The following is a 20,786-nucleotide window of genomic DNA, read 5'->3' on the forward strand; positions in this document are numbered from 1 at the left end:
TCCTGGAGGTCGCCCTCGACGACCCCGCGACCCCCGCCGAGACCCGCGCGCTCGGCGACCGGCTGCTCGGGGTGACCGCGCGGCACGAGCGCCTGATCGACGGGCTGCTGACGCTGGCCGTGGCGGAGCAGGCGCCCGCGGCGGTCGAGGAGGCCGACCTCGCGGACCTGGCGCGGACGGTCGTGGCGCAGGCCGCGGGCGAGGCCGGTCGCGCCGGGGTGGCCGTCGAGGCCGACCTCGCGCCCGCTCCCGTGACCGGCGACCCGCTGCTGCTGGAGCGGCTGGTGCAGAACCTGGTCGACAACGCGGTGCGGCACAACGCGCGGGGCGGGTTCGTGACGGTCCGCACGGGCCCGGCGGTCGGCCCTGGGGCCGGCGCCCGGGTCGTGGTCGAGAACTCCGGCCCCGTCGTCCCGCCAGAGGCGGTGCCGGCGCTCACCGAGCCGTTCCACCAGCACGCCGGCGGTCCGGGCGCCGACGCGTCCCGCCGCCGGCGCCGCGCCCGCGACGGCGGCGCCGGGCTCGGCCTGTCGATCGTCCGCGCGGTGGCCACGGCGCACGGCGGCACGCTGCACCTGGCCCCGCGCCCGGCGGGCGGCCTGCGCGCGACGGTCACGCTGCCCGGCGCGGTGGACGCGGGCGCGCTCACCACCGCCGCGGCGGCTCGACCTGCCCGGTGAGGCCGCGGTGCCGGCCGGACGCGGCGTCGAGCTCGGGCACCCCGCGCGCCTCGCCGCTCGGCCGGGCGGCGCCGAGGTCCTCGATGCGCTGGGTGTACGGCCGGGCGGCGCGGCTCCGCCGCCAGGCGCGCGCGACGACCCAGGCCGCGACCACCAGGTACAGCCCCAGGTGCACGAACCACCAGGCGCCGCGCGCGTGCACGTCGGGCTCGTCCGACCGTGCGGCGCGGTAGACCTGCAGGGCGAACCAGACGGCCGGGAACGGCGCGAGCGCCGTCAGCAGGCGCGCGCGCCGGCGCGGCCGGCGGTGGGCCAGCCGGTCGACGGGCAGGGGCACGGGCACGCCCGACCCTTCGGCCCGGAGCGGTGCGACCTGAGGAGTCCGCCCGCCCGCTGACCTCCGGCCGCCCCAGCCCGCGAGTGAGCACGAAACGTGTCGAGTGCCTATCCGGCGGATAGGCACTCGACACGTCTGCTAGGCACTCGTCGCACGCCGGCGGACGCCGGCCACGCGCCTCAGCGCACCTCGAACGCCGCCCGGAGCAGGTCCGCGTCCCGCGAGGAGCGGCCCACCAGGACGTCGAACCGGCCCGGCTCCACGACCCGGCGCCCCGCGGCGTCGACGATCGTGCAGTCCGCCACCGCGAGCTCCACCGTCACGTCCACGGACGCACCCGCAGCCACGTCCGCCTGGGCGTACGCCTTCAGCTCCTTGTCCGCCCAGGACACCGAGGTGACCGCGTCGGACACGTAGAGCTGCACGGTCTCCCGCGCCGGTCGGGTCCCGGTGTTGGTGAGCGTCACCGTCGCGCGCACCGTCTCCCCCACCGCCGCGGTGGACCGGTCGAGCCGCAGGTCGGCGTACTCGACGGTCGTGTACGAGAGCCCCTCGCCGAACACGAACGCCGGCTCCTGGGTGAGGTCGGCGTACCGGTCGCCGTGCTGCCCGCGGATCTGGTTGTAGTACGTCGGCTGCTGGCCGGCGTGCCGCGCGAACGAGATCGGCAGCCGCCCGGACGGCTCGGTGAGCCCGAGCAGCACCTCGGCGACCGCCTGCCCGCCCTGCATGCCCGGGTTCGCCACCCACAGCACGGCGTCGGCCGACGCCACGGACGGCGGCAGCACCAGCGGCTTGGACGCGAGCAGCACCACGACCAGCGGCTTCCCGGTGGCCGCGAGCGCGTCGAGCAGCGCGTTCTGCCCGCCGACCAGCTCCAGCGTGGCCGTCGACCGGCCCTCGCCGACCAGCTGGATCTGGTCGCCCACCACCGCCACGACGTAGTCGGCGTCCTGGGCGGCGGCCACGGCCTCGGCGATGAGCGCCGCGTCCGGCTCGACCGGCACGCCGATCTTCGGCCGCGGCTGCCCGTCCGGGTAGAGCTCGCCCGCCGGGTCCGGCACCAGGTCGAGCACGTCCGCACCCCGGCTGTGCGACACGGCCCAGCCGACCGGCGCCGACGCCCGCAGGCCGTCGAGGATCGTCACGATCATGTCGCGCGGGTGCCCCTCGGGCAGCCAGTCGGCCTGGCCGGAGTTGCCCGCCCAGTCGCCGAGGTGCGCCTCGTGGTCGTCGGCCAGCGGGCCCACCACCGCGACCCGGCGCGGGGTGTCGTCTCCGCCCGAGGCCCGCAGCGCCCCGGGCGCCGGGACCCCGCCGCCGTCTGCCGCCCGCGCCGCCGCGCCCGGCACCCCCGCGTAGCCGCCGGCCAGCGGCAGCACGCCGGAGTTGCGCAGCAGCACCAGCGAGCGCCGCGCCACGTCCAGGTTGAGGTCCGCGTGCGCGGGCGCGCCCACGACGGTCGCCTGCGCCCCGGCGTCGGGCCGGCGCGGGTCCTCGAACAGCCCCAGCCGGAACTTCAGCGTGAGGATGCGGCTGACGGCGGCGTCCAGGTCGGCCTCCGCGAGCAGGCCGGTCTCGATGGCCTCCAGCGCGCCGGCGAAGAACCCGGGCGTCGTCATGACCATGTCGTTGCCGGCCCTGACCGCGGCCGCGGCGGCGTGCGCGTAGTCGGGCTGCACCTTCTGCTCCCAGACCATGCGGCCGACGTTGTCCCAGTCGGTGATGAGAGTGCCGGTGTAGCCCCACTCGCCGCGGAGCACGTCGTTCAGCAGCCAGTCGTTGACCGTGATCGGCACGCCGTCCATCGTCTGGTAGCCGAGCATGAACGTGGCGCAGCCCTCCCGGGCGACCCGCTCGAACGGCGGCAGGAACCAGGACCGGAGCTTGCGGCGGGAGATGTCGGCCTCGGACGCGTCCCGGCCGCCCTGGGTCTCGGAGTACCCCGCGAAGTGCTTGGCGGTGGCGAGGATCGCCGTGGGGTCGTCGAGGCCGGTGCCCTGGTACCCGCGGACCATCGCGGACGCGAGCTCGCCGATGAGGAACGGGTCCTCGCCGAACGTCTCGTCCACCCGGCCCCAGCGCAGGTCGCGGGCGATGCAGAGCACCGGGCTGAACGTCCAGTGCACGCCGGTCGTCGCGACCTCGCGGGCGGTGACCCGGGCGACCTGCTCGACCAGGTCGACGTCCCAGGACGCCGCCATGCCGAGCTGGGTCGGGAAGATGGTCGACCCGACGAAGAACGAGTGCCCGTGGATGCAGTCCTCGCCGACCAGCAGCGGGATGCGCAGCCGGGTCTCGGCCGTCAGGTCGTGCGCGTGCGCCAGCCGCTCGGGCGACGCGTGCAGGATCGACCCCACGTGCTTGTGCAGGATGTCGTCCGCGTAGTCGCCCCGGGCGTCGAGCTGGAGCATCTGCCCGACCTTCTCCTCGACGGTCATCCGGGCGAGCAGGTCCCGCACGCGGTCGGCGACGGGGAGGCCGGCGTCGAGGTAGCGGGCGTCGAGAGACGTGGCGTTCATCAGCGGGTCGTTCCTTACTTCGTGGTCGAGGTGACGGCGGTGACGCCGCCGGTGGTGTCGAGGCCCTTGCGCCGCATGGCACGGGCGAGCTCGCCGGCCGAGCGCAGCCGGGGGTTGATGTACTCGTCGATGCCGAAGTTCAACAGTGCCAGGGCGACGCCGATCGCGGCGATGCACAGCCCCGGCGGCAGGAACCACCACCACTGGTTCTGGGTGAAGGCGCCCTGGGCCGAGGCCCAGTTCAGGATGGTGCCCCAGTTGTAGGCGTTGACCGGGATGACGCCGATGTAGGACAGCGTGGTCAGGCCGAGGATCGCCGCGGTGACCGAGCCGACGAACGACGACGCGATCAGGGCGGTGAGGTTCGGCAGCATCTCGACCCCGATGATGCGGCGCAGCGGTTCGCCGTTGAGCCGCGCGGCCTGGACGAAGTCCCGGTTGCGCAGCGACATCGTCTGGGCCCGCAGCACCCGCGCGCCCCAGCCCCAGCCGAGGATGCCGAGGATCGCCGCGACCACCCACAGCGGCGGGTTGGTGAACCGCGACGCGATGATGATGAGGATCGGGATGCCCGGGATGACGAGGAAGACGTTCGCCAGGGCCGACAGCGCCTCGGACCGCCACCCCGGGAGGTAGCCGGCCAGGACGCCGACGACGATGGCGATCGCCATCGAGATCAGCGAGGTGAGCGCCCCGACGACGACCACGCCGCGGGTGCCGTAGATGACCTGGCTGAGGACGTCCTCGCCGAGGTGGGTCGTGCCGAACCAGTGCGTGCCGCTCGGCGGCTGCAGCCGGGCGGTCGCGTCGATCTGCGTCGGGGAGAACGGGGCGAGCTGGTCGGCGAAGACCGCCACGACCACGAACACCGCGAGGATCGACAGGCCGGCGACCGACTTGCCGTTGCGGAACATCGCGAAGCCCGCGCCGAGCCGGGCGCCGCGGCCCCGCGGGGTCAGCTGGGTGATCGACATCTCTCAGGCCTCCGACTGGCGGGTACGGGGATCGAGGACCGCGTAGGCGACGTCCGCCAGGATGTTGGCGACGAGGACGGCCAGCACGATCACGAGGAAGCCGCCCTGCATGAGGGCGTAGTCCTTGGCGTTCGTGGCGTCCAGGAGCATCTTGCCGACGCCGGGGTAGGAGAAGACCTGCTCGACGATGATGGCGCCGCCGACGATGAAGCCGATCGACAGGGCGAACGACTGGATCTGCGGCAGGACGGCGTTGCGCGCGGCGTAGCGCCACAGGACGCGCCGGTTCGGCATGCCCTTGGCCTGCGCCACGGTGACGTAGTCCTCGTCGAGGACCGTGAGCATCATGTTGCGCATCCCGAGCATCCAGCCGCCGAGCGAGGCGACGACGATCGTGGCCAGCGGCAGCGTCCCGTGCTTGATCACCTCCCCGAGGAACTCCGGCGTCAGGCCGGGCACGGTGCCGATCCCGTAGGCCTTGCCGATCGGGAACCAGCCGAGCGTGACGGCGAACACCGAGATCGCCATCAGCCCGATCCAGAAGTACGGGACGGTCGACAGGAAGGTCGTCACCGGGATGAGCGCGTCCAGCCGGGAGCCGCGCCGCCAGCCGACGAACGCGCCCCCGACGGTGCCGATCAGGAACGAGAGGACGGTCGCCAGCCCGATCAGGCCGATCGTCCACGGCAGCGCGTTCGCGATGACCTGGCCGACCGGCTGCAGGCCGTGCGTGATGGCGACGCCGAGGTCGCCCCGGGCCAGCATCCCCAGGTAGTCCAGGTACTGCTGCCACAGGGTCCGGTCGGAGTCCAGGCCGAGCAGCGCGCGCAGCGCGTCGGCCGCCTCCGGGGACATCCCGCGGTTGCGGGCGAGGTAGTTGTCGACCGCGTCGCCCTTCATCAGGCGGGGCACGAAGAAGTTGATCGTGATCGCGGCCCACAGGGTGAACAGGTAGAACGCGACGCGCCGGCCGATGAACCGCCAGGGCGCCCGCGGCCGGGACCGGGTGGCCCGGGTCGCGGTCGTCCCGTCGGCGACCACGTCGGTCTCGGGGGTGGTGGTCGTGGTCATCGCGCACCTCCGGCGGCGTCGACGAAGAAGCGCTCGGGGTCGGGGGACGCCTCGCGGAGCTCGCGGGTGTACGGGTGCTGCGGGCGCAGGATGACGTCGTCGGCCGAGCCGTGCTCGACGACGCGGCCCTGGTTGAGCACGATGATCTCGTCGGAGAAGTACCGGGCCGTGGCGAGGTCGTGGGTGATGTAGAGCACCCCGAGCCCGTCCTGGGCCTGGATGTCGGACAGCAGGGCGAGCACCCCCATCCGCAGCGACACGTCGAGCATCGAGACCGGCTCGTCCGCGACGAGCAGGGCCGGGCGCGGGGCCAGGGCGCGGGCGATGGCGACCCGCTGCCGCTGGCCGCCGGACAGCTCGTGCGGCCGGCGGTCGACGACGGCGGCGTCGAGCTGCACCCTGTCCAGCAGGCGGTGCACCTCGGCGTCGACCTCCTCCGGCGGCACGACGCCGGACAGCGCGAGCGGTCGCGCGACGTGGTGCCGGATCGAGTGGTACGGGTTCAGCGACGCGAACGGGTCCTGGAACACCATGCGCAGCTGCTGGCGGTAGGAGAGCAGCGCCGCGCCCCGGGTCGGGATCGGCCTGCCGTCGAGGAGCACCTGCCCGCTGGTGGGCCGCTCCATCTGGGTGAGGATCTTGGCGACCGTCGACTTGCCGGAGCCGGACTGGCCCACCATGCCGATGGTCTGGCCGCTCGACAGCGTGAACGACACGTCCTGCAGGGCGTCGATCGACCCCGCGCCGCGGACGCGGTAGGTCTTGGAGACGCCCCGGACCTCGATCGCCGTCATCAGGCCACCCCCCGCTCGGCGGTGAGGCGGGGGAAGGACGACAGCAGCGTCTTCGTGTAGTCGTGCTGCGGCCGGAACCAGATGTTCGCCGCGGTGTCGATCTCGACGATCTGCCCGGCGCGCATGATCGCGATCCGGTCCGAGATCTCCAGCAGCAGCGGCAGGTCGTGCGTGATGAACACGACCGAGAACCCGAACGCCTCGCGCAGGCCGGTGATCTCCCGGAGGATCTCCCGCTGCACCAGCACGTCCAGCGCCGTCGTCGGCTCGTCCATGACCACGAGCTGGGGCCGCAGGGCGAGCGCCATCGCGATCATGATGCGCTGGCGCATCCCCCCGGACAGCTCGTGCGGGTAGCTCTTGATCCGCGCCGCGCCGACCTTGACGATCTCGAGCAGCTCGACCACCGCGGCGGTGCGCTCGGCGCGGGACATCCCGGGCCGGTGCACCTCGAACACGTCGGCGAGCTGCGCGCCGACCGTCGCCACCGGGTTCAGCGCGCTCATCGCGCCCTGGAACACCATGGAGACCTTGTCCCACCGGAACGCCCGCATCGCGTCGGGGCTCAGGGCGAGCAGGTCGACGTCGGTGCCGTCGGCGTCGTGCCAGGTGACGGACCCGCCGGGGATCACGGCCGGGGGCTTGAGCAGGCGCTGGACGCCGTAGGCCAGGGTGGTCTTGCCGCACCCGGACTCGCCGGCGAGCCCGAGCACCTCGCCCCGGTGCACGGTGAGGGACACGTCCCGGACCGCGTCCACGGGTGCGGCGGTCTCGTACCGGACCGAGAAGTCCCGGACCGACAGGAGGGGGTCGCTCATCTGTGAGGTCTCCTTGCGTGAGGGTGCCAGGGGCGGCGGCGTGCGCCGCCCCTGGCACGGGATCACTCGACGGGCTCGAGGGTGCTCAGGACGAGGGCGACCTCGGCCTGGGTCGGGTCGGCGGAGGCGTACATGTCCTCCTCGGTCGGCCAGCCGGTGTAGCTGCGCTCGTTGAACAGGCCCAGCAGCGGGTGCGAGCCCAGCGGGATCGCCGGGACGTCCCGCACGAACGCCTGCTGGAGCGTCGTCATCGCGGCGGCGCGGTCGGCGTCGTTGTCCGTGCTCGCGTAGGTGTTCAGCGCGGCGTCGACCTCGGGGTTGCTGTACCGGCCGAAGTTGAAGTCGGCGTTCTCGACGCCGTCGGCGTCGGTCGTGATCCAGCGGGTCCCCATGATCGAGTCGTAGACGCCCCAGGCGCCCTCGCCGTCGAGCCAGTGGATGATCGCGTCGAAGTCCCCGGTCTTGCGGGCCTCGTCCCAGCCGCCCCAGTCGGGCTGCTCGATCGTGACCTCGATGCCGAGCTCCTTCATCTGCTCGGAGAGCAGCGCCTGCTCGGTGTTCCAGTCGGTCCAGCCGGCGGGCACCGAGACCGCGAAGGTCACCGGCTCGCCGTCCGGGTCCACGAGCGCGTCGCCGACGCCCGTGTAGCCGGCGTCCTCGAGGATGGCCGTCGCCTTGTCGAGGTCGACCTCGTAGGTCTGGCCCGCGAACTCGTCGACGACGTCCTGCTCCAGCGACGGGCCGAGGCCGGTCACCGAGTCCACGACGGCCGAGGCGCCCTCCCGGGCGATCTCGACGTAGGCCTCGCGGTCGACGGTCCAGGCGAGCGCCTCGCGCAGCGCGGGGTCGTCGAAGGGCTTGCGGGTCAGGTTGAGGAAGAGCGTGCCCGCGCCGGCCGTCGGGGTCACGAGGTAGCGGTTGGCCGGGTCCTTGTCGAGGAAGGTCTCCTGGACCTGCGGCAGGAACGCCTGGGCCCAGTCCGCCTCGCCGGTGGTCAGGGCCGTGGCGAGCGCGGAGTTGTCGCCGTACGACACGTAGTGCAGCTCGGGGACCGCCAGCTCGCCGTCCCAGTAGTCCGGGTTGGCGGTCAGCGTCACCGACTCGGTCGACCAGCTCGACAGGACGTACGGGCCGGTCCCGATCGCCTCGCCCTCGCCGGTGAGCGCGGCGGTCGACGGGTCGTCCAGGGTGTCCCAGATGTGCTTCGGCACGATCGGGACGTGCAGCACGGTGCCGCGCTTGACGAACTTGGAGTTGCCGAACTTCAGCGTGGCCGAGTCCCCGTCGACGTCGGCGCCCAGGTAGTCGAGCGCGGCGGTGTCGGTGAGCCGGCCGTCGAGGTACATGTCGAACGTGCCGACGATGTCGTCGATGGTGAACGGCTCGCCGTCCTGCCACGTCACGCCATCGCGGGCCGTGACCGTGAGCTCGGTGTAGTCGGCGTTCCACTCCAGCTCGGAGGCCAGGCGCGGGGTGACCACGCTCGAGTCGGCGGTGTTCACCAGCGCCATCGTCTCGAACATGGCGTAGCGGTAGCCGTACATGCTGGCCGAGCTGTCTCCCAGGAACGGGTTGTTCGACTCGGTGGTGATGGCGCCGTCCGGCTTCGCGATGGTCAGGGCGGCACCGCCACCGCCGGTCGTGGTGCTCCCCCCGCCCCCCGTGTCTCCGGAGCAGGCCGTCAGCGCCAGCGCGGCGGCCACGCCGAGCGCGATCGCCGGGAACTTCACCCTCATGGTTTCTCCTTTGAAACGAGACGCCCGCGCGGGCCCCTCTGAGGTCGCGCCGCGTCGTCGCGATCGCGCTGGCCGGAACGTTACTACACTGTCAGTAAGTCATTTCCAGCCCCCTGCGGGAGCCGTGACCAAGTCGTGACCCCGGGGGCCTCGGCCGCGGTGGGCGCCGCTAGGGTTGGCCGCGCGTCGAGGGGCGCGACACGAGGATGTGAGGAACGGATGAGCACCACGAGGCGCGCCCCGCGGGCCCGGCCGGAGACCCTGGCCAAGCGCACCGAGATCCTCCGTGCCGCCACCGCCACGTTCGGTTCCAAGGGCTACAACCGGGGCCCGCTCACGGAGATCGCCGACCAGGTCGGCATGACGCACGCCGGGATCCTGCACCACTTCGGGTCCAAGGACCAGCTGCTCCTCGAGGTGCTGGAGTTCCGCGACCGCACCGACGTCGAGGGCCTGCAGGACCAGCGGATGCCCGACGGCCTGGAGCGGTTCCGGCACCTGGTCCGCACCGCCTTTGCCAACGAGAGCCGGCCCGGGATCGTGCAGGCCTACGCCGTGCTGTCCGCGGAGTCCGTCACCGACGACCACCCCGGGCGGACCTACTTCCAGGACCGGTACCGCACCCTGCGCCAGGACCTCCGCGACGCCTTCGAGGACGTCTGCGCCGAGCGCGGGATCACCGTGCCCGCGACGGTCGACCGCGCCGCCGCGTCGATCCTGGCCGTGATGGACGGGCTGCAGGTCCAGTGGCTGCTCGCGCGGGACGACGTGGAGCTCGCCGAGGCGAGCGCGTTCGCGATCGAGGCGCTGGTCTCCGCGGTGCTGGACCCGCGTCCGTCGCCGCTCGACCCCGCGTGACCCGGGCGGGGCCGCCCGAGGCCCCGGCCCGCGGCGCCGCTCGCGGCCTCACCCGCGCGACCGGGAACCAACCGGGCCGCCCGGTCGTCTCTGCTGGCATGACGTCACCGACCCCCGCCGGCGCCGGCCCGGAGGGCACCGCGCCCGCCGAGGGCCTCGCCGCCGAGATCGCCGCGGGCGAGCGCACCGACACCGGCGCGCACCGCGCCCTGGCCCGGCTGCGCGCGCGGCTGGACAGCCGGCCGTGGCTGCGGCTGACCTACAAGGTCGTGGTGACGGTGGTCGGCGCGACCGTGGTGCTCGCGGGCATCGCGATGCTGGTGCTGCCCGGGCCGGGCTGGCTCGCGATCTTCCTCGGGCTCGGCATCCTCGGGACCGAGTTCGCCGTGATCCAGCGGTTCAACCACCGGCTCAAGGCGCTGGTGCTGCGGACCTGGCACGCGTTCCGCGAGCGCCGGGCCCGCCGCGCGGCCGAGCGCCGCGCCGCGGCGGCGTCGGCGGCCGGGCGCCGGGGGGCCCCGGCGGCCTGACGCGGCGGGTCGCCCGCGCGCGATCCAGGCGGGGGCCGGGCGTCAGCCCGCCTCGTTGCCGCAGGCGTCCGACGGGTCGACGACCGGGTTCTGCGCCTGCAGCCGGTTCTCCGGGTCCAGCGCCCCGAGCACCGCGAGCGCGATCGCGTCCAGCTGCTCGACCTGCTCGGCCGTGAGCCGGTCCACCACCAGGCGCCGCACCTCCCCCACGTGCGACGGCGCCGTGGCGACGACCTTGCGCCAGCCCTCCTCGGTCAGCGTGGCCAGCGTCGCGCGCCGGTCGCCCTCGTCCCGGGTGCGGGTGAGGAAGCCGCGCGCCTCCAGCCGGGCCGCGACGTGCGACAGCCGGGGCAGCGTCGCGTTCGTGCTGGCGGCGAGCCCGCTCATCCGCAGCGTGCGGTCGGGCGCCTCGGAGAGCTTCGCGAGGACTAGGTAGTCGTAGTGCGACAGGTCGGCGTCGCGCTGCAGCTGGTGGTCGAGCGCGGCCGGCAGCAGCTCCGCGACCGCCTCCAGGCGCATCCAGGCCTGCAGCTCGCGCGCGGTCAGCCAGCGGGTGTCGTCGGTCATGGTGGACATCCTAGCGAATGGTTGACGCTTCAACCTGGAAGTCGTACGTTGGTTGAAGCGACAACATGTCGGTTGCCGCGGAGCGATCCCTGGAGGAGCAGACATGACCAGCGTGACCATCATCGGGGCGGGCAACATCGGCGGCGCGGTGGCGCGCCTGGCGCTGAAGGCCGGCGCCGACGTGCAGGTGCTCGCCCGGGACGCCGCGAAGGCCGCGGCCGTGGACCCGGCGGTGACCGCCGGCACCGTCGGCGACGCCGTGACCGGCGACGTCGTCGTGCTCGCCCTCCCCTACCCCGCCCTCGCCGAGGTGGCCGCGCAGTACCCGGACGGGTTCGCGGGCCGCGTCGTCGTCGAGACCACCAACCCGGTCGACTTCGCGACGTTCGACGCGCTGGTCGTCCCCGCGGACTCGTCCGCGACCGCGGAGCTGGCCGCGCTGCTGCCGCAGGCCCGGGTGCTCAAGGCGTTCAGCACGAACTTCGCCGCGACCCTGGCCTCGGGCACCGTGGGCGCCCTGCCGACGACCGTCCTGGTCGCCGGCGACGACGCGGACGCCAAGGCCGCGCTGGCCGGGGTCGTCGAGGGCGGCGGCCTGCGCGCCGTGGACGCGGGCTCGCTGAAGCGGGCGCGCGAGCTCGAGGCGCTGGGCTTCCTGCAGATGACGCTGGCGGCCGGCGAGCAGACGTCCTGGACGTCGGGCTTCGCGCTGGAGCGCTGAGCGTGACCGCGGAGGCGCTCGCGGTCGACCCCGCGGCGGCCCGGTGGGGCCAGACCCCCGGCGCCGCCCCGGGGCCGGACGCGCCGCTGCTCGTGCTGCTGCACGGCTACGGCTCGCACGAGGGCGACCTGCTCGGGCTCGCCCCGCACCTGCCCGGCGGGCTCGCGCTGGCCGCGCCCCGCGGGCCGCTGCCCGGCGGGCCCGGGTTCGCCTGGGCGCCGCTGGCCACCCCCGGCCGGCCCGACCCGGCGCACGTGCGGGCCGCGGCCGGCGCGCTGCTCGCCTGGCTGGACGCGGACCCGCGCGCCGCGACGCGGCCGGTCGCGCTGCTCGGGTTCTCCCAGGGCGGGCTGATGGCGACGCAGCTGCTCCGCGCGCGGCCGGACCGGTTCGCGGCCGCGGTCGTGCTGTCGGGCTTCGCGCTCGACGCCGAGGAGCCGGGGGACGCGGCGCTGGCCGCGCGGGACCCGCGGGTGCCCGTCCTGCTCGGCCACGGCGACGCGGACCCGGTGATCCCGCGCGCGGCGACGGCCCGGACCGCGGCGTGGCTGGAGTCGCACACGGCCCTGGAGCACCGCGCGTACCCGGGCCTGGCCCACGCCGTCGACGCCCGCGTCCTGGCGGACGCGCGCACCTTCCTCTCCCGCACCCTCCCCCTCGCGTGATCCCTCCGCCGAGTTCGGCACTCCGCGGCCGAGTTCGGCAGCCCGAGGTGCCGACCTCGGCACCGGAGTGCCGACGTCGGCGTCCGATAAACGCATGACCCGGGGCGCGGGCGGGTGGGAACGTTCTGGTACCGCGCGGTGAGTCCCGGGGCCCGGCCAGGCCCCTCCCGGAACGTTCGAAGGACCCACCCACCATGCACCCCACCCTGACGTTCGACCTGATCCAGGCCGACCACCGCGAGCGCGTCGAGACCGCCCGCCTGCTGTCCCGGCACGCCGCCCGGCGCGCCGAGGCCAGACCGGCCGCCGAGACCCGCGGTCGACCTCCGGAACCCCGCCGGCAGCCGCGCCTGCGGGCCCTGCTGCCGGCGACCACCACGGTCGCCGCCATCCGCTGACCCCGGGACGCCCCGTGGCCGGCCCCGGGCGGCCGTCCCGCCGCCCCGCACCACCCGGTGAGCCCGTCGGACACCCGTCCGGCGGGCTCACCCGTACCCTGAGCAGGTGAGCACCCTGAGCAACGGCAACGGCAAGGCCGACCGGATCGTCTGGATCGACTGCGAGATGACCGGGCTGGACAACGTCCAGGACGCGCTCGTCGAGGTCGCCGCCGTCGTCACCGACTCCGAGCTCACCGTCCTGGGCGAGGGCGTCGACGTCATCATCGCGCCGCCCGCCGAGGCGCTGGCGCAGATGGGCGACTTCGTCCGCGACATGCACACCAGCTCCGGCCTGCTCGACGCGCTGGCCACCGGCACCACGCTCGAGGACGCCCAGGCCCAGGTGCTCGCGTACATCCGCGAGCACGTGCCCGAGCCGGGCAAGGCGCCGCTCGCCGGCAACTCGGTCGGCACCGACAAGGTGTTCCTCGACCGCGACATGCCCGAGCTCGTCGGCCACCTGCACTACCGGATCATCGACGTCTCCTCGATCAAGGAGCTGGCCCGCCGCTGGTACCCGCGGGTCTACTTCTCCTCCCCGAAGAAGAACGGCGGCCACCGCGCGCTCGCCGACATCCTGGAGAGCATCGACGAGCTCCGCTACTACCGGGCGGCGCTGCTGGTGCCGCAGCCGGGCCCCGACTCCAAGGCCGCGAAGGCCATCGCGACGCAGATCGAGGCGACCTCGGTGGCCGCGGCGCACCGCGGTTCGACCGCCACGTCCTGAGGACCCCCGAAGACCCGGTATGCTTGTCGACGGCCCCGGAGCTCCGGGGTCGTGGTGGCTATAGCTCAGGTGGTAGAGCGCCTGGTTGTGGTCCAGGAGGTCGCGGGTTCAAGTCCCGTTAGCCACCCCAGCGCGAAGGGCGCCGCTCCCCGAGGGAGCGGCGCCCTTCGCCGTTGCTGCTGCCCGGCCGTCGGCCCGGCCGGCCACGCCGTCGCACGCTCAGAGGCGGCGCAGGATCGCCTCCGTGAAGCGGTCGACCGCCTCCGGGGCCTGCGCGAAGAAGAAGCTCGGCTCGATCAGCTCGAGCTCCAGGACGACCGGGTTGCCCTCGTCGTCCGGGATGAGGTCCAGCCGGGTGTACGCGAGCGGCTGCTCGATCCCCGGCAGCAGCTGCGGCAGGGCGTCGACGACCCGCTGCCCGAGCGCCAGCTCGGCCTCGGAGGCCTCCCGCGGGGTCATGACCTCCTCCTTGTAGAGGACCCCGTCGGTGTCCCCCGCGCGGTACGGCCCCTCCAGCAGCGGCGCCTTGCGGACGCTGTGCGACAGCTGCCCGTCGAAGTAGACCAGCGCCGTCTCGCCGACGGAGTCGACCTGCTTGAGGTACCGCTGGACCATGACGTGCCGGCCGTCGTCGAGCAGGTGCTTCACGTGCTGGATCGCGAGCGCGCGGGACGGCGTCTCGTCCGCGGCGTACCGGCCGGTGTCCCGGGAGCCGGCGCTGACCGTGGGCTTGATCACGAACTCGCCGAACGCCGGGAACCGGGTGTGGATCGCGCGGGCGTTGAAGTTGCGGGCCGGGTCCATCCAGATCGTCGGCACGATCGGCAGGCCGGCGGCCTCCATGGCGCGCTGGTAGATCTTGTCGATGTTCCAGGTGAGCGCCTGCGCCGGGTTGATGAGCCGGGACGCCTGGGCGACGCGCTGCGTCCACCACCGGAAGTCGCGCGGGTGCTCGGTGTAGTCCCAGGTGGAGCGGACCACGACGGCGTCGTAGGACGACCAGTCGACGTCGGCGGCGTTCCAGACGGGCGTCTCGACCTCCAGGCCGCGGTCCCGCAGCGCCGTCACGAGCGGCGCGTCGTCGGGGTCGAGGTCCGGCAGGGCGGCGCAGGTGGCGAGGGCGAGGCGAGTGGTCACCCTGGGCAGACTACCCACGCGCCCCGGCGGAGGGCTCCGGTTCCCCGGCGGACGGGCTCGGCACCGCGTCCTGCGCCCCGTCGACCAGCCGCTGCAGCGCGGCGAGGACGCCCGGGGCGTCGAGCTCCCCGACGACCTGCTCCCCCTCGTGCACCGGGACGCGCCCGGTCGGCTCGGCGGCGAGCGCGGCGAACGCGGCGTCGAGCGGGTCGCCGACCCGGAGCGACGACGCCCGGGCACGGCCGTTCGCGGCGGCCGGCCCGGCACCGGCGACCGGGCCGAGGTCCCGCCGCTCGACGCGGCCCAGGGCGAGCAGCCGGACCGCCGCGCCGGTGCCGACGAGGTCCGCGACGGCCGGGCTCGCGGGGGCCGCGAGCAGCCGGACCGGGTCGGACAGCTGCTCCAGGTGCCCGCCGCGGCTGAGCACGGCCACGCGGTCGGCGAGCCGGACCGCCTCGTCCACGTCGTGCGTGACGAGCATCACGGTGGTGCCGAGCTCGTCCTTGATCCGGCGGAACTCGGCCTGCAGCCGGCGGCGGCCGACCGGGTCCACCGCGCCGAACGGCTCGTCCATCAGCAGCACGGGCGGGTCGGTCGCGAGGGCGCGGGCGACGCCGACGCGCTGCCGCTCGCCGCCGGACAGCTCGTGGGGGTAGCGGCGGGCGTACCGGTCGGGCGCGAGGCCGACCAGCTCCAGCAGCTCGGCCGTGCGGGCGCGGGTGCGCCGCTTGTCCCAGCCGAGCAGCCGGGGCACCGTGCCGACGTTCTGCTCGACCGTGCGGTGCGGGAACAGGCCGACGTTCTGGATCACGTAGCCGATGCGGCGGCGCAGGGCGACGGCGTCCACGTCCGTGACGTCGTCCCCGTCCAGGAAGATCCGGCCCGAGGTCGGCTCCACCAGGCGGTTGGCCATCCGGAGCGTGGTCGACTTCCCGCAGCCCGACGGCCCGACGAGCGCGAGCAGCTCGTGCTCCTGCACGTCGAGCGACAGGTCGCCGACCGCGACGGTGCCGTCGGCGTACGCCTTGCGGACGTGGTCGAACGCGATCGCGGTGGCCATGCCGACGACCGTACCCGCGCCCACCGACAGGTGCCCGGCCGGGCGGGTGTCGGGGGTGCCCGGTAGCGTCTGGCCGGTGACCAGCCTCGAGACCCCGGGGACGACCGCCGCCCACGTCGCGGCGGCCGCGGGCGACCCCGCGGCCAACCCGTGGCTGTCGTGGGACTACGTGCAGCGGAACTGGGGCGACATCTCCCGCGCGCTGGAGCAGCACGCGAGCCTCACCGTGCAGGCCGTGCTCATCGCGTGCGCGATCGCGGTCCCGCTCGGGATGCTCGCCCACCTGCGCCCGCGCCTCGCCGCGCCCATCGTCGGCACCAGCAGCGTGCTCTACACGATCCCGTCGCTCGCCCTGTTCACCGTGCTGGTGCCGTGGACCGGCATCGGGCGGACGCCCGTGCTCATCGGCCTGGTCGTGTACGCGCTGCTCGTGCTGGTGCGCAACGTGCTGGTCGGCCTCGGCGGCGTGGACGAGAGCGTCCGGGACGCCGCGCGCGGGCTGGGCTACGGGCGGCTCCGCCTGCTGCTGACCGTCGAGCTGCCCAACGCCGTGCCCGCCATCGTCGCCGGCGTCCGCCTCGCGACCGTGACCACGGTGGCGCTGGTGACCGTCGGCGTCGTCGTCGGCTACGGCGGCCTGGGCCAGCTGATGTTCCGCGGGTTCCGGAACAACAAGTACCACGCGGAGATCATGACGGCGACGCTGCTCTGCCTCGCGCTGGCGCTCGTCCTGGACCTGCTCCTCTGGCTCGTCGGCCGCGCGGTGACGCCGTGGGCCCGGCGCGGACGGGAGGCCTGAGCCGTGGACGTGCTGCAGGAGGCCTTCACCTGGCTGAACGACCCGCTCAACTGGACCGGGCGCGACGGCGTGATCGCGCTGACCGGCGACCACCTGCGGATCAGCGCCCTCGCGGTGCTGCTCGCGGCGGTGGTGGCGCTGCCGCTCGGGGTGTGGCTCGGCCACCGCCGGCGCGGCGGCGTGGTGACCGTGGTCGCGGCGAACACCTCGCGCGCGCTGCCGACCTTCGCGCTGCTGACGATCTTCGCGTCGACCGGCCTGTTCGGGGCGACGGCCACCGTCCTCGCGGTCGCCGTGTTCGCGGTGCCGCCCATCCTCAGCAACACGTTCACGGGCCTGATGGAGGTCGACGCGGACGTCCGGGACGCCGCGCGCGGCGTGGGCATGTCCGGCGGCCGCTCGCTCGCCCTCGTCGAGCTCCCGCTCGCGCTGCCGCTCGTCGGCGCCGGCCTGCGCACGGCCACCACCCAGGTCCTCGCGACGGTGCCGCTCGCGGCGCTGGTCGGCGGCTCCAGCCTCGGCTCGATCATCGTGCAGGGCATGGCGCTGCAGCGGTACGGCCAGGTGGTGGCGGGCGCGCTGCTCGTCGCCGGCCTGTGCCTCGTCGTCGAGGGCGTGCTCGCCGCGGTGCAGCGCGCCCTCACCCCCGCGCCGATGCGCGCCACCGGCCGCCGGCGTCGCCGGCCCCGCACCGCCGCCGATCCCGCCCCGCAGACCGTGACCTGATCGTGACCGCGACGACCGCTCCCAGCGGTTGCCGCACCCCGGGGGCCCCGGTCGAATGATCGACGGCCACCGACGTCCCCGCCCGATGCCCATCCGCGCCGACCGGCCCGACCCGGCCTCATCCCCGGCTCGACCCGTCCGAGGCGCCGACCGCACCGAACACCGTGTGCCCACCCGAGACCAGAGGACCCGCACATGAACGCACGTCGCACCACTCTCCCCGCCGCCGCGGCCGGCCTGCTCCTGCTGCTCGCCGCCTGCGGCGACCCCGGCTCCGGCGGCGGCACCGCCGAGACCTCCGCGGGCGGCTCGGGCGGCACGGTCTGCGAGCCCGTCGCAGGCGACCAGCTCGTCGTGCTCGAGGACGACGAGGGCCTGCAGAACGCCGACAACGTCATCCCCGCGGTGAACGCCGCGGCGGCGCAGGCCGACCCGAACCTCGTCCCGCTGCTCGACACCGTGTCCGCGGCGCTCGACACCGACAAGCTGATCCAGCTCAACAAGGCCGTCGACATCGACCGGCAGACCTCGACCGAGGCCGCCCAGCAGTTCGTCGAGGACGAGGGCCTGGCCGCCACCGACGCGACCGCCGGCAGCGGCCAGAGCGTCGTGATCGGCGCCGCGAACTTCTCGGAGAGCGCCACGCTGTCCGAGATCTACGCCGACGTGCTGCGCTCCGCGGGCTACACCGCCGAGGTGCAGACCATCGGCAACCGCGAGACCTACCTCCCGGCCCTGCAGAGCGGCCAGATCACGCTCACGCCCGAGTACGCCGCGACGCTGGCGGAGTTCCTCAACACCTCCGCCAACGGCGCGGACGCCGAGCCCGTCGCGAGCGGCGACCCGGACGACACCGTCGCGGCGCTCACCGAGCTCGGCACGGCCGCGGGCCTGACCTTCGGCGCCGTGTCCGAGGCGCAGGACCAGAACGCGTTCGCCGTGACCTCCGAGTTCGCGGACGAGCACGGCGTGACCACGCTCTCCGACCTGGCCGAGGCCTGCGCCGGCGGCGTCGTGCTCGCCGGCCCGGCCGAGTGCCCGGAGCGCCCGTTCTGCCAGATCGGGCTCGAGGACACCTACGGGATCACCGTCAGCGAGTTCAAGAGCTACGACTTCGGCCTGATCGGCGACGCCGTCCGCCAGGGCGAGGCCTCCCTCGGCCTGGTGCTGTCGAGCGACGGCTCGCTCGCGAGCTGACCGGCGCAGGACCCCACGTGAGAGGGGCGGGACCGCGACGGTCCCGCCCCTCTCGTCGTCCGCGCGCCCGGCGTCAGAGCCCCGCGGTCTCCAGCAGCCGCAGCCACACCTCGCTCACCGTCGGGTACGCCGGCACCGCGTGCCACAGCCGGTCCAGCGGCACCTCGCCCGTGACGGCCACGGTCGCCGTCTGCAGCAGCTCCGCCGCGTCCGGCCCGGTGAACGTCGCGCCGACCAGCACGCCGCGGTCCTCGTCGACGACGACCTGCGCCGTGCCGGAGTAGCCGTCGGCCGACACCGACGCGCCCGCCACGGAGCCGATCGGGTAGGACACGGCCCGCACCCGCAGGCCGGCGTCGCGCGCCTGCTGCTCGGTGCGCCCGACCCAGGCGACCTCCGGCCGCGTGAACACGACCTGCGGCACCGCGACGTGGTCCGCGGACGCGCGGTACCGGCTGAACGCGCCCGCCTCCCGCTCCGCGGCCCGGGCGTCGGCGGCGCCCTCCCCCGGCTCCGCCACGTCGGCGGAGAACCGCGCGGCCACCACGTCGCCGGCCACCCGGGCGTCGTACTTGCCCTGGTGCGTCGTCGCGGTGCGCCCGGTGACGTCGCCGACCGCGTACAGCCAGCCGTCCGGCACGCCGGCGGCCTGCAGCGCGTCGTCGACCGCGACCGGCGCGCCCGGCTCCAGCCCGATCCGCTCCAGCCCCAGGTCGGCGGTGCGCGGCCGGCGGCCGGTCGCGACCAGCACCTCGTCGGCGTGCAGCTCCGCGTCGCCCTGCGGGCCCGAGACCGTCAGGTGCACCCCGCGCTCGTCCCGGTCGACCCGGGTCGCGCTGGTGCCGAACCGCAGGTCGACGCCGAGGTCGCGCAGGCCGGCCGCGACCTCCTCGGCGGCGAACGGCTCGGCCTTGTCGAGCAGGCGCTCGCCGCGGACCAGCAGGGTGACGTCGGCGCCCAGGTCGCGGTAGGCGACGGCCATCTCGACGCCGACCACGCCGCCGCCCAGCACGACCAGGCTCGCCGGCACGTCCTTGACGGCCGTCGCCTCCCGGGAGGTCCACGGCTGCGCCACCGCCAGCCCGGGCACGCCGGGGACCGTCGGCTCGCTGCCCGTCGCCAGGATCACGGCGTGCCGGGCGATGACCCGGGTGTCCCCCTCGTCCGACTCGACCAGGAGCTCCTTCGGGCCGGTGAACCGGGCGGTGCCGCGCAGCAGGGCGATGCCCGCGGAGTCCAGCCACTCGACCTGCCCGTGGTCGTCCCAGTGCGAGGTGAACTCGTCGCGGCGGGCCAGCACCGCGGCGGGGTCGAGGATGCCCTGGACCATCTCGGCGGCGCCCGGCACCGCCCGCGCCGCGGCGAGCACCGCACCCGGCCGCAGCAGCGCCTTCGACGGCATGCACGCCCAGTACGAGCACTCGCCGCCGACCAGCTCGTGCTCGACCACCAGCACGGACAGCCCGAGCCGGCCCGCGCGGTCCGCGGCGTTCTCGCCCACCGCGCCCGCGCCCAGGACCACGACGTCGTACGTCACGGTCTCGCCCGGGCCGCCCGCCCCGTCCGTCTGCAGGGTGCGCTCGGTCATGTCGTCGCTCCGTTCCTCCGGGGTGCCGCGGTGCGCGGTGGCACCATCGTGGCCCGGCGGGGCGGTTCCGGCAGGTCGGCGGGCCGGTGGGCGCTCACTCCAGCGGTACTTGAAGGATGGGAGAGATCGACCGGCTATCAGGTGAATTGAGACCTTCACCCGGCCCGTCCGCGGGTGAAAGTCGGGGGAAAGCGATTCCTGCCCGGGTCGCGGTGGGACCTTGTACTCATGAACGAGGACCCCTGGCGCGTCGAGGTCACGGACGCCGACATCCGCGCCGCGAAGCGTGCCTGGATCGCCACGCGCGACAGCGACGCGACCGACGCCGAGGTCGACCGGCACTACGACGACCTCCGCCGCCTCGTCAGCGCCCAGGCGCAGCAGATCGCCGACGTCGTCCGGGCCCGGGCCGCCGCGCGCCGCAAGGCGCAGGCCGACTGACCGGCGCCCCCGCACGCACCGCGACCCCCCGCGCACGCCGCTCGCGTGCGCGGGGGGTCGCGCCGTGTCCGGCCCCCTGCTCCGGACCGCCCCGGGCCCCGGGGCGGGGGCGCCGTCAGTACCGGAACCGCGACACCTGGCCGCGCAGGTCCTCCGACATCCGGGCGAGCTCCGCGACGGCCGAGCCCATCTGGTTGAGGGTCTGGGAGGACTGGGTCGCGGCCGAGGCCACGCCGGTGATGTTGGTGGCGATCTCCCCCGAGCCGGTCGCGGCCTCGGCCACCGAGCGGGACATCTCCGTGGTCGTCGCCGTCTGCTCCTCCACCGCCGAGGCGATGGTCAGCTGGTAGTCGTTGATGCTCGCGATGATGTGCGAGATCTCGCCGATCGCCCCCACC

General features: G+C 74.6%; 22 protein-coding genes, 1 tRNA gene and 1 pseudogene. 12 read left to right on the forward strand and 12 right to left on the reverse strand.

What is annotated here, in order from left to right; all coding sequences use genetic code 11:
- Positions 1–680 (forward strand): sensor histidine kinase (locus tag VER05_RS15375; protein ID WP_324846211.1); only part of this gene is annotated, 680 nt, incomplete at its 5' end.
- Here the strand turns inward: VER05_RS15375 and VER05_RS15380 are convergent.
- From VER05_RS15380 to VER05_RS15410, 7 genes are all read right to left on the reverse strand, one after another.
- Positions 646–1,023 (reverse strand): hypothetical protein, encoded by a 378-nt coding sequence (locus VER05_RS15380; RefSeq protein ID WP_324846212.1) that lies wholly within the window; start codon positions 1,021–1,023, stop codon positions 646–648. The two genes, VER05_RS15375 and VER05_RS15380, sit on opposite strands and share 35 nt — an antisense overlap.
- 173 nt (positions 1,024–1,196) lie before the next feature.
- A complete protein-coding gene (locus VER05_RS15385; protein ID WP_324846213.1) occupies positions 1,197–3,539 on the reverse strand; it encodes a glycoside hydrolase family 3 N-terminal domain-containing protein in 2,343 nt (780 codons plus the stop codon).
- Between the two features lie 14 nt (positions 3,540–3,553).
- The gene (locus VER05_RS15390; RefSeq protein ID WP_324846214.1) at positions 3,554–4,513 is read right to left on the reverse strand and encodes an ABC transporter permease; all 960 of its coding nucleotides are present in this window, start codon (positions 4,511–4,513) and stop codon (positions 3,554–3,556) included.
- 3 nt (positions 4,514–4,516) lie between these two features.
- On the reverse strand, positions 4,517–5,584 hold the full coding sequence (locus VER05_RS15395; RefSeq protein WP_324846215.1) for an ABC transporter permease: 1,068 nt from the start codon (positions 5,582–5,584) through the stop codon (positions 4,517–4,519).
- On the reverse strand, positions 5,581–6,378 hold the full coding sequence (locus VER05_RS15400; protein WP_324846216.1) for an ABC transporter ATP-binding protein: 798 nt from the start codon (positions 6,376–6,378) through the stop codon (positions 5,581–5,583). The genes VER05_RS15395 and VER05_RS15400 overlap by 4 nt, the downstream gene beginning before the upstream one ends.
- Positions 6,378–7,196, reverse strand: a complete 819-nt coding sequence (locus VER05_RS15405; RefSeq protein ID WP_324846217.1) for an ABC transporter ATP-binding protein — start codon at positions 7,194–7,196, stop codon at positions 6,378–6,380. The genes VER05_RS15400 and VER05_RS15405 overlap by 1 nt, the downstream gene beginning before the upstream one ends.
- A 62-nt stretch (positions 7,197–7,258) precedes the next feature.
- Positions 7,259–8,932, reverse strand: coding sequence for an ABC transporter substrate-binding protein (locus tag VER05_RS15410; RefSeq protein WP_324846218.1), 1,674 nt, complete (start codon positions 8,930–8,932; stop codon positions 7,259–7,261).
- A 219-nt stretch (positions 8,933–9,151) separates the two neighbouring features.
- Here VER05_RS15410 and VER05_RS15415 point away from each other — a divergent pair, with 219 nt between their 5' ends.
- Positions 9,152–9,790: a TetR/AcrR family transcriptional regulator gene (locus VER05_RS15415; RefSeq protein WP_324846219.1), complete on the forward strand. Its 639-nt coding sequence runs from the start codon at positions 9,152–9,154 to the stop codon at positions 9,788–9,790.
- A gap of 98 nt (positions 9,791–9,888) precedes the next feature.
- The gene (locus tag VER05_RS15420) at positions 9,889–10,320 is read left to right on the forward strand and encodes a PGPGW domain-containing protein (RefSeq protein ID WP_324846220.1); all 432 of its coding nucleotides are present in this window, start codon (positions 9,889–9,891) and stop codon (positions 10,318–10,320) included.
- A gap of 42 nt (positions 10,321–10,362) precedes the next feature.
- Here VER05_RS15420 and VER05_RS15425 read toward each other — a convergent pair whose 3' ends face one another.
- Positions 10,363–10,887, reverse strand: coding sequence for a MarR family winged helix-turn-helix transcriptional regulator (locus VER05_RS15425; protein WP_324846221.1), 525 nt, complete (start codon positions 10,885–10,887; stop codon positions 10,363–10,365).
- Between the two features lie 103 nt (positions 10,888–10,990).
- Between VER05_RS15425 and VER05_RS15430 the strand changes: the two genes are divergently transcribed.
- From VER05_RS15430 to VER05_RS15450, 5 genes are all read left to right on the forward strand, one after another.
- Positions 10,991–11,608 carry an NADPH-dependent F420 reductase gene (locus VER05_RS15430; RefSeq protein WP_324846222.1) on the forward strand — a complete coding sequence of 206 codons (618 nt, stop codon included), beginning with the start codon at positions 10,991–10,993 and terminating at the stop codon, positions 11,606–11,608.
- A gap of 2 nt (positions 11,609–11,610) precedes the next feature.
- Positions 11,611–12,273, forward strand: coding sequence for an alpha/beta hydrolase (locus VER05_RS15435; RefSeq protein WP_324846223.1), 663 nt, complete (start codon positions 11,611–11,613; stop codon positions 12,271–12,273).
- Positions 12,274–12,467: 194 nt separating this feature from the next.
- The gene (locus tag VER05_RS15440; RefSeq protein WP_324846224.1) at positions 12,468–12,671 is read left to right on the forward strand and encodes a hypothetical protein; all 204 of its coding nucleotides are present in this window, start codon (positions 12,468–12,470) and stop codon (positions 12,669–12,671) included.
- 106 nt (positions 12,672–12,777) lie between these two features.
- The gene (orn, locus tag VER05_RS15445) at positions 12,778–13,440 is read left to right on the forward strand and encodes an oligoribonuclease (protein ID WP_324846225.1); all 663 of its coding nucleotides are present in this window, start codon (positions 12,778–12,780) and stop codon (positions 13,438–13,440) included.
- 54 nt (positions 13,441–13,494) lie between these two features.
- Positions 13,495–13,570: transfer RNA gene (locus VER05_RS15450), tRNA-His, on the forward strand.
- 89 nt (positions 13,571–13,659) lie between these two features.
- On the opposite strand, the gene VER05_RS15455 is transcribed toward VER05_RS15450, so the two are convergent.
- Together VER05_RS15455 and VER05_RS15460 are read right to left on the reverse strand one after the other, a co-directional pair.
- Positions 13,660–14,577, reverse strand: coding sequence for a hypothetical protein (locus VER05_RS15455; RefSeq protein WP_324846226.1), 918 nt, complete (start codon positions 14,575–14,577; stop codon positions 13,660–13,662).
- Between the two features lie 10 nt (positions 14,578–14,587).
- A complete protein-coding gene (locus tag VER05_RS15460) occupies positions 14,588–15,637 on the reverse strand; it encodes an ABC transporter ATP-binding protein (RefSeq protein ID WP_324846227.1) in 1,050 nt (349 codons plus the stop codon).
- A 154-nt stretch (positions 15,638–15,791) separates the two neighbouring features.
- Here VER05_RS15460 and VER05_RS15465 point away from each other — a divergent pair, with 154 nt between their 5' ends.
- The 3 genes from VER05_RS15465 to VER05_RS15475 all read left to right on the forward strand — a co-directional run bounded on the left by VER05_RS15465 (position 15,792) and on the right by VER05_RS15475 (position 18,359).
- On the forward strand, positions 15,792–16,436 hold the full coding sequence (locus VER05_RS15465) for an ABC transporter permease (RefSeq protein ID WP_324846232.1): 645 nt from the start codon (positions 15,792–15,794) through the stop codon (positions 16,434–16,436).
- A 3-nt stretch (positions 16,437–16,439) separates the two neighbouring features.
- Entirely contained in the window at positions 16,440–17,162 is a 723-nt protein-coding gene (locus tag VER05_RS15470) for an ABC transporter permease (protein WP_324846228.1), read from the forward strand.
- A gap of 195 nt (positions 17,163–17,357) precedes the next feature.
- Complete coding sequence (locus VER05_RS15475) at positions 17,358–18,359, forward strand: glycine betaine ABC transporter substrate-binding protein (protein WP_324846229.1); 1,002 nt, start codon at positions 17,358–17,360, stop codon at positions 18,357–18,359.
- 73 nt (positions 18,360–18,432) lie between these two features.
- Here the strand turns inward: VER05_RS15475 and VER05_RS15480 are convergent, their stop codons facing one another.
- The gene (locus tag VER05_RS15480; RefSeq protein WP_324846230.1) at positions 18,433–19,947 is read right to left on the reverse strand and encodes an NAD(P)/FAD-dependent oxidoreductase; all 1,515 of its coding nucleotides are present in this window, start codon (positions 19,945–19,947) and stop codon (positions 18,433–18,435) included.
- A 228-nt stretch (positions 19,948–20,175) separates the two neighbouring features.
- Here VER05_RS15480 and VER05_RS15485 point away from each other — a divergent pair, with 228 nt between their 5' ends.
- A complete protein-coding gene (locus tag VER05_RS15485) occupies positions 20,176–20,388 on the forward strand; it encodes a hypothetical protein (protein ID WP_324846231.1) in 213 nt (70 codons plus the stop codon).
- Between the two features lie 115 nt (positions 20,389–20,503).
- On the opposite strand, the pseudogene VER05_RS15490 reads toward VER05_RS15485, so the two are convergent.
- A pseudogene (locus VER05_RS15490) lies at positions 20,504–20,786 on the reverse strand (methyl-accepting chemotaxis protein); the annotation flags it as partial.

Origin of the sequence: Cellulomonas sp. (assembly GCF_035634735.1) — a bacterium.
GTDB lineage: Bacteria > Actinomycetota > Actinomycetes > Actinomycetales > Cellulomonadaceae > Cellulomonas.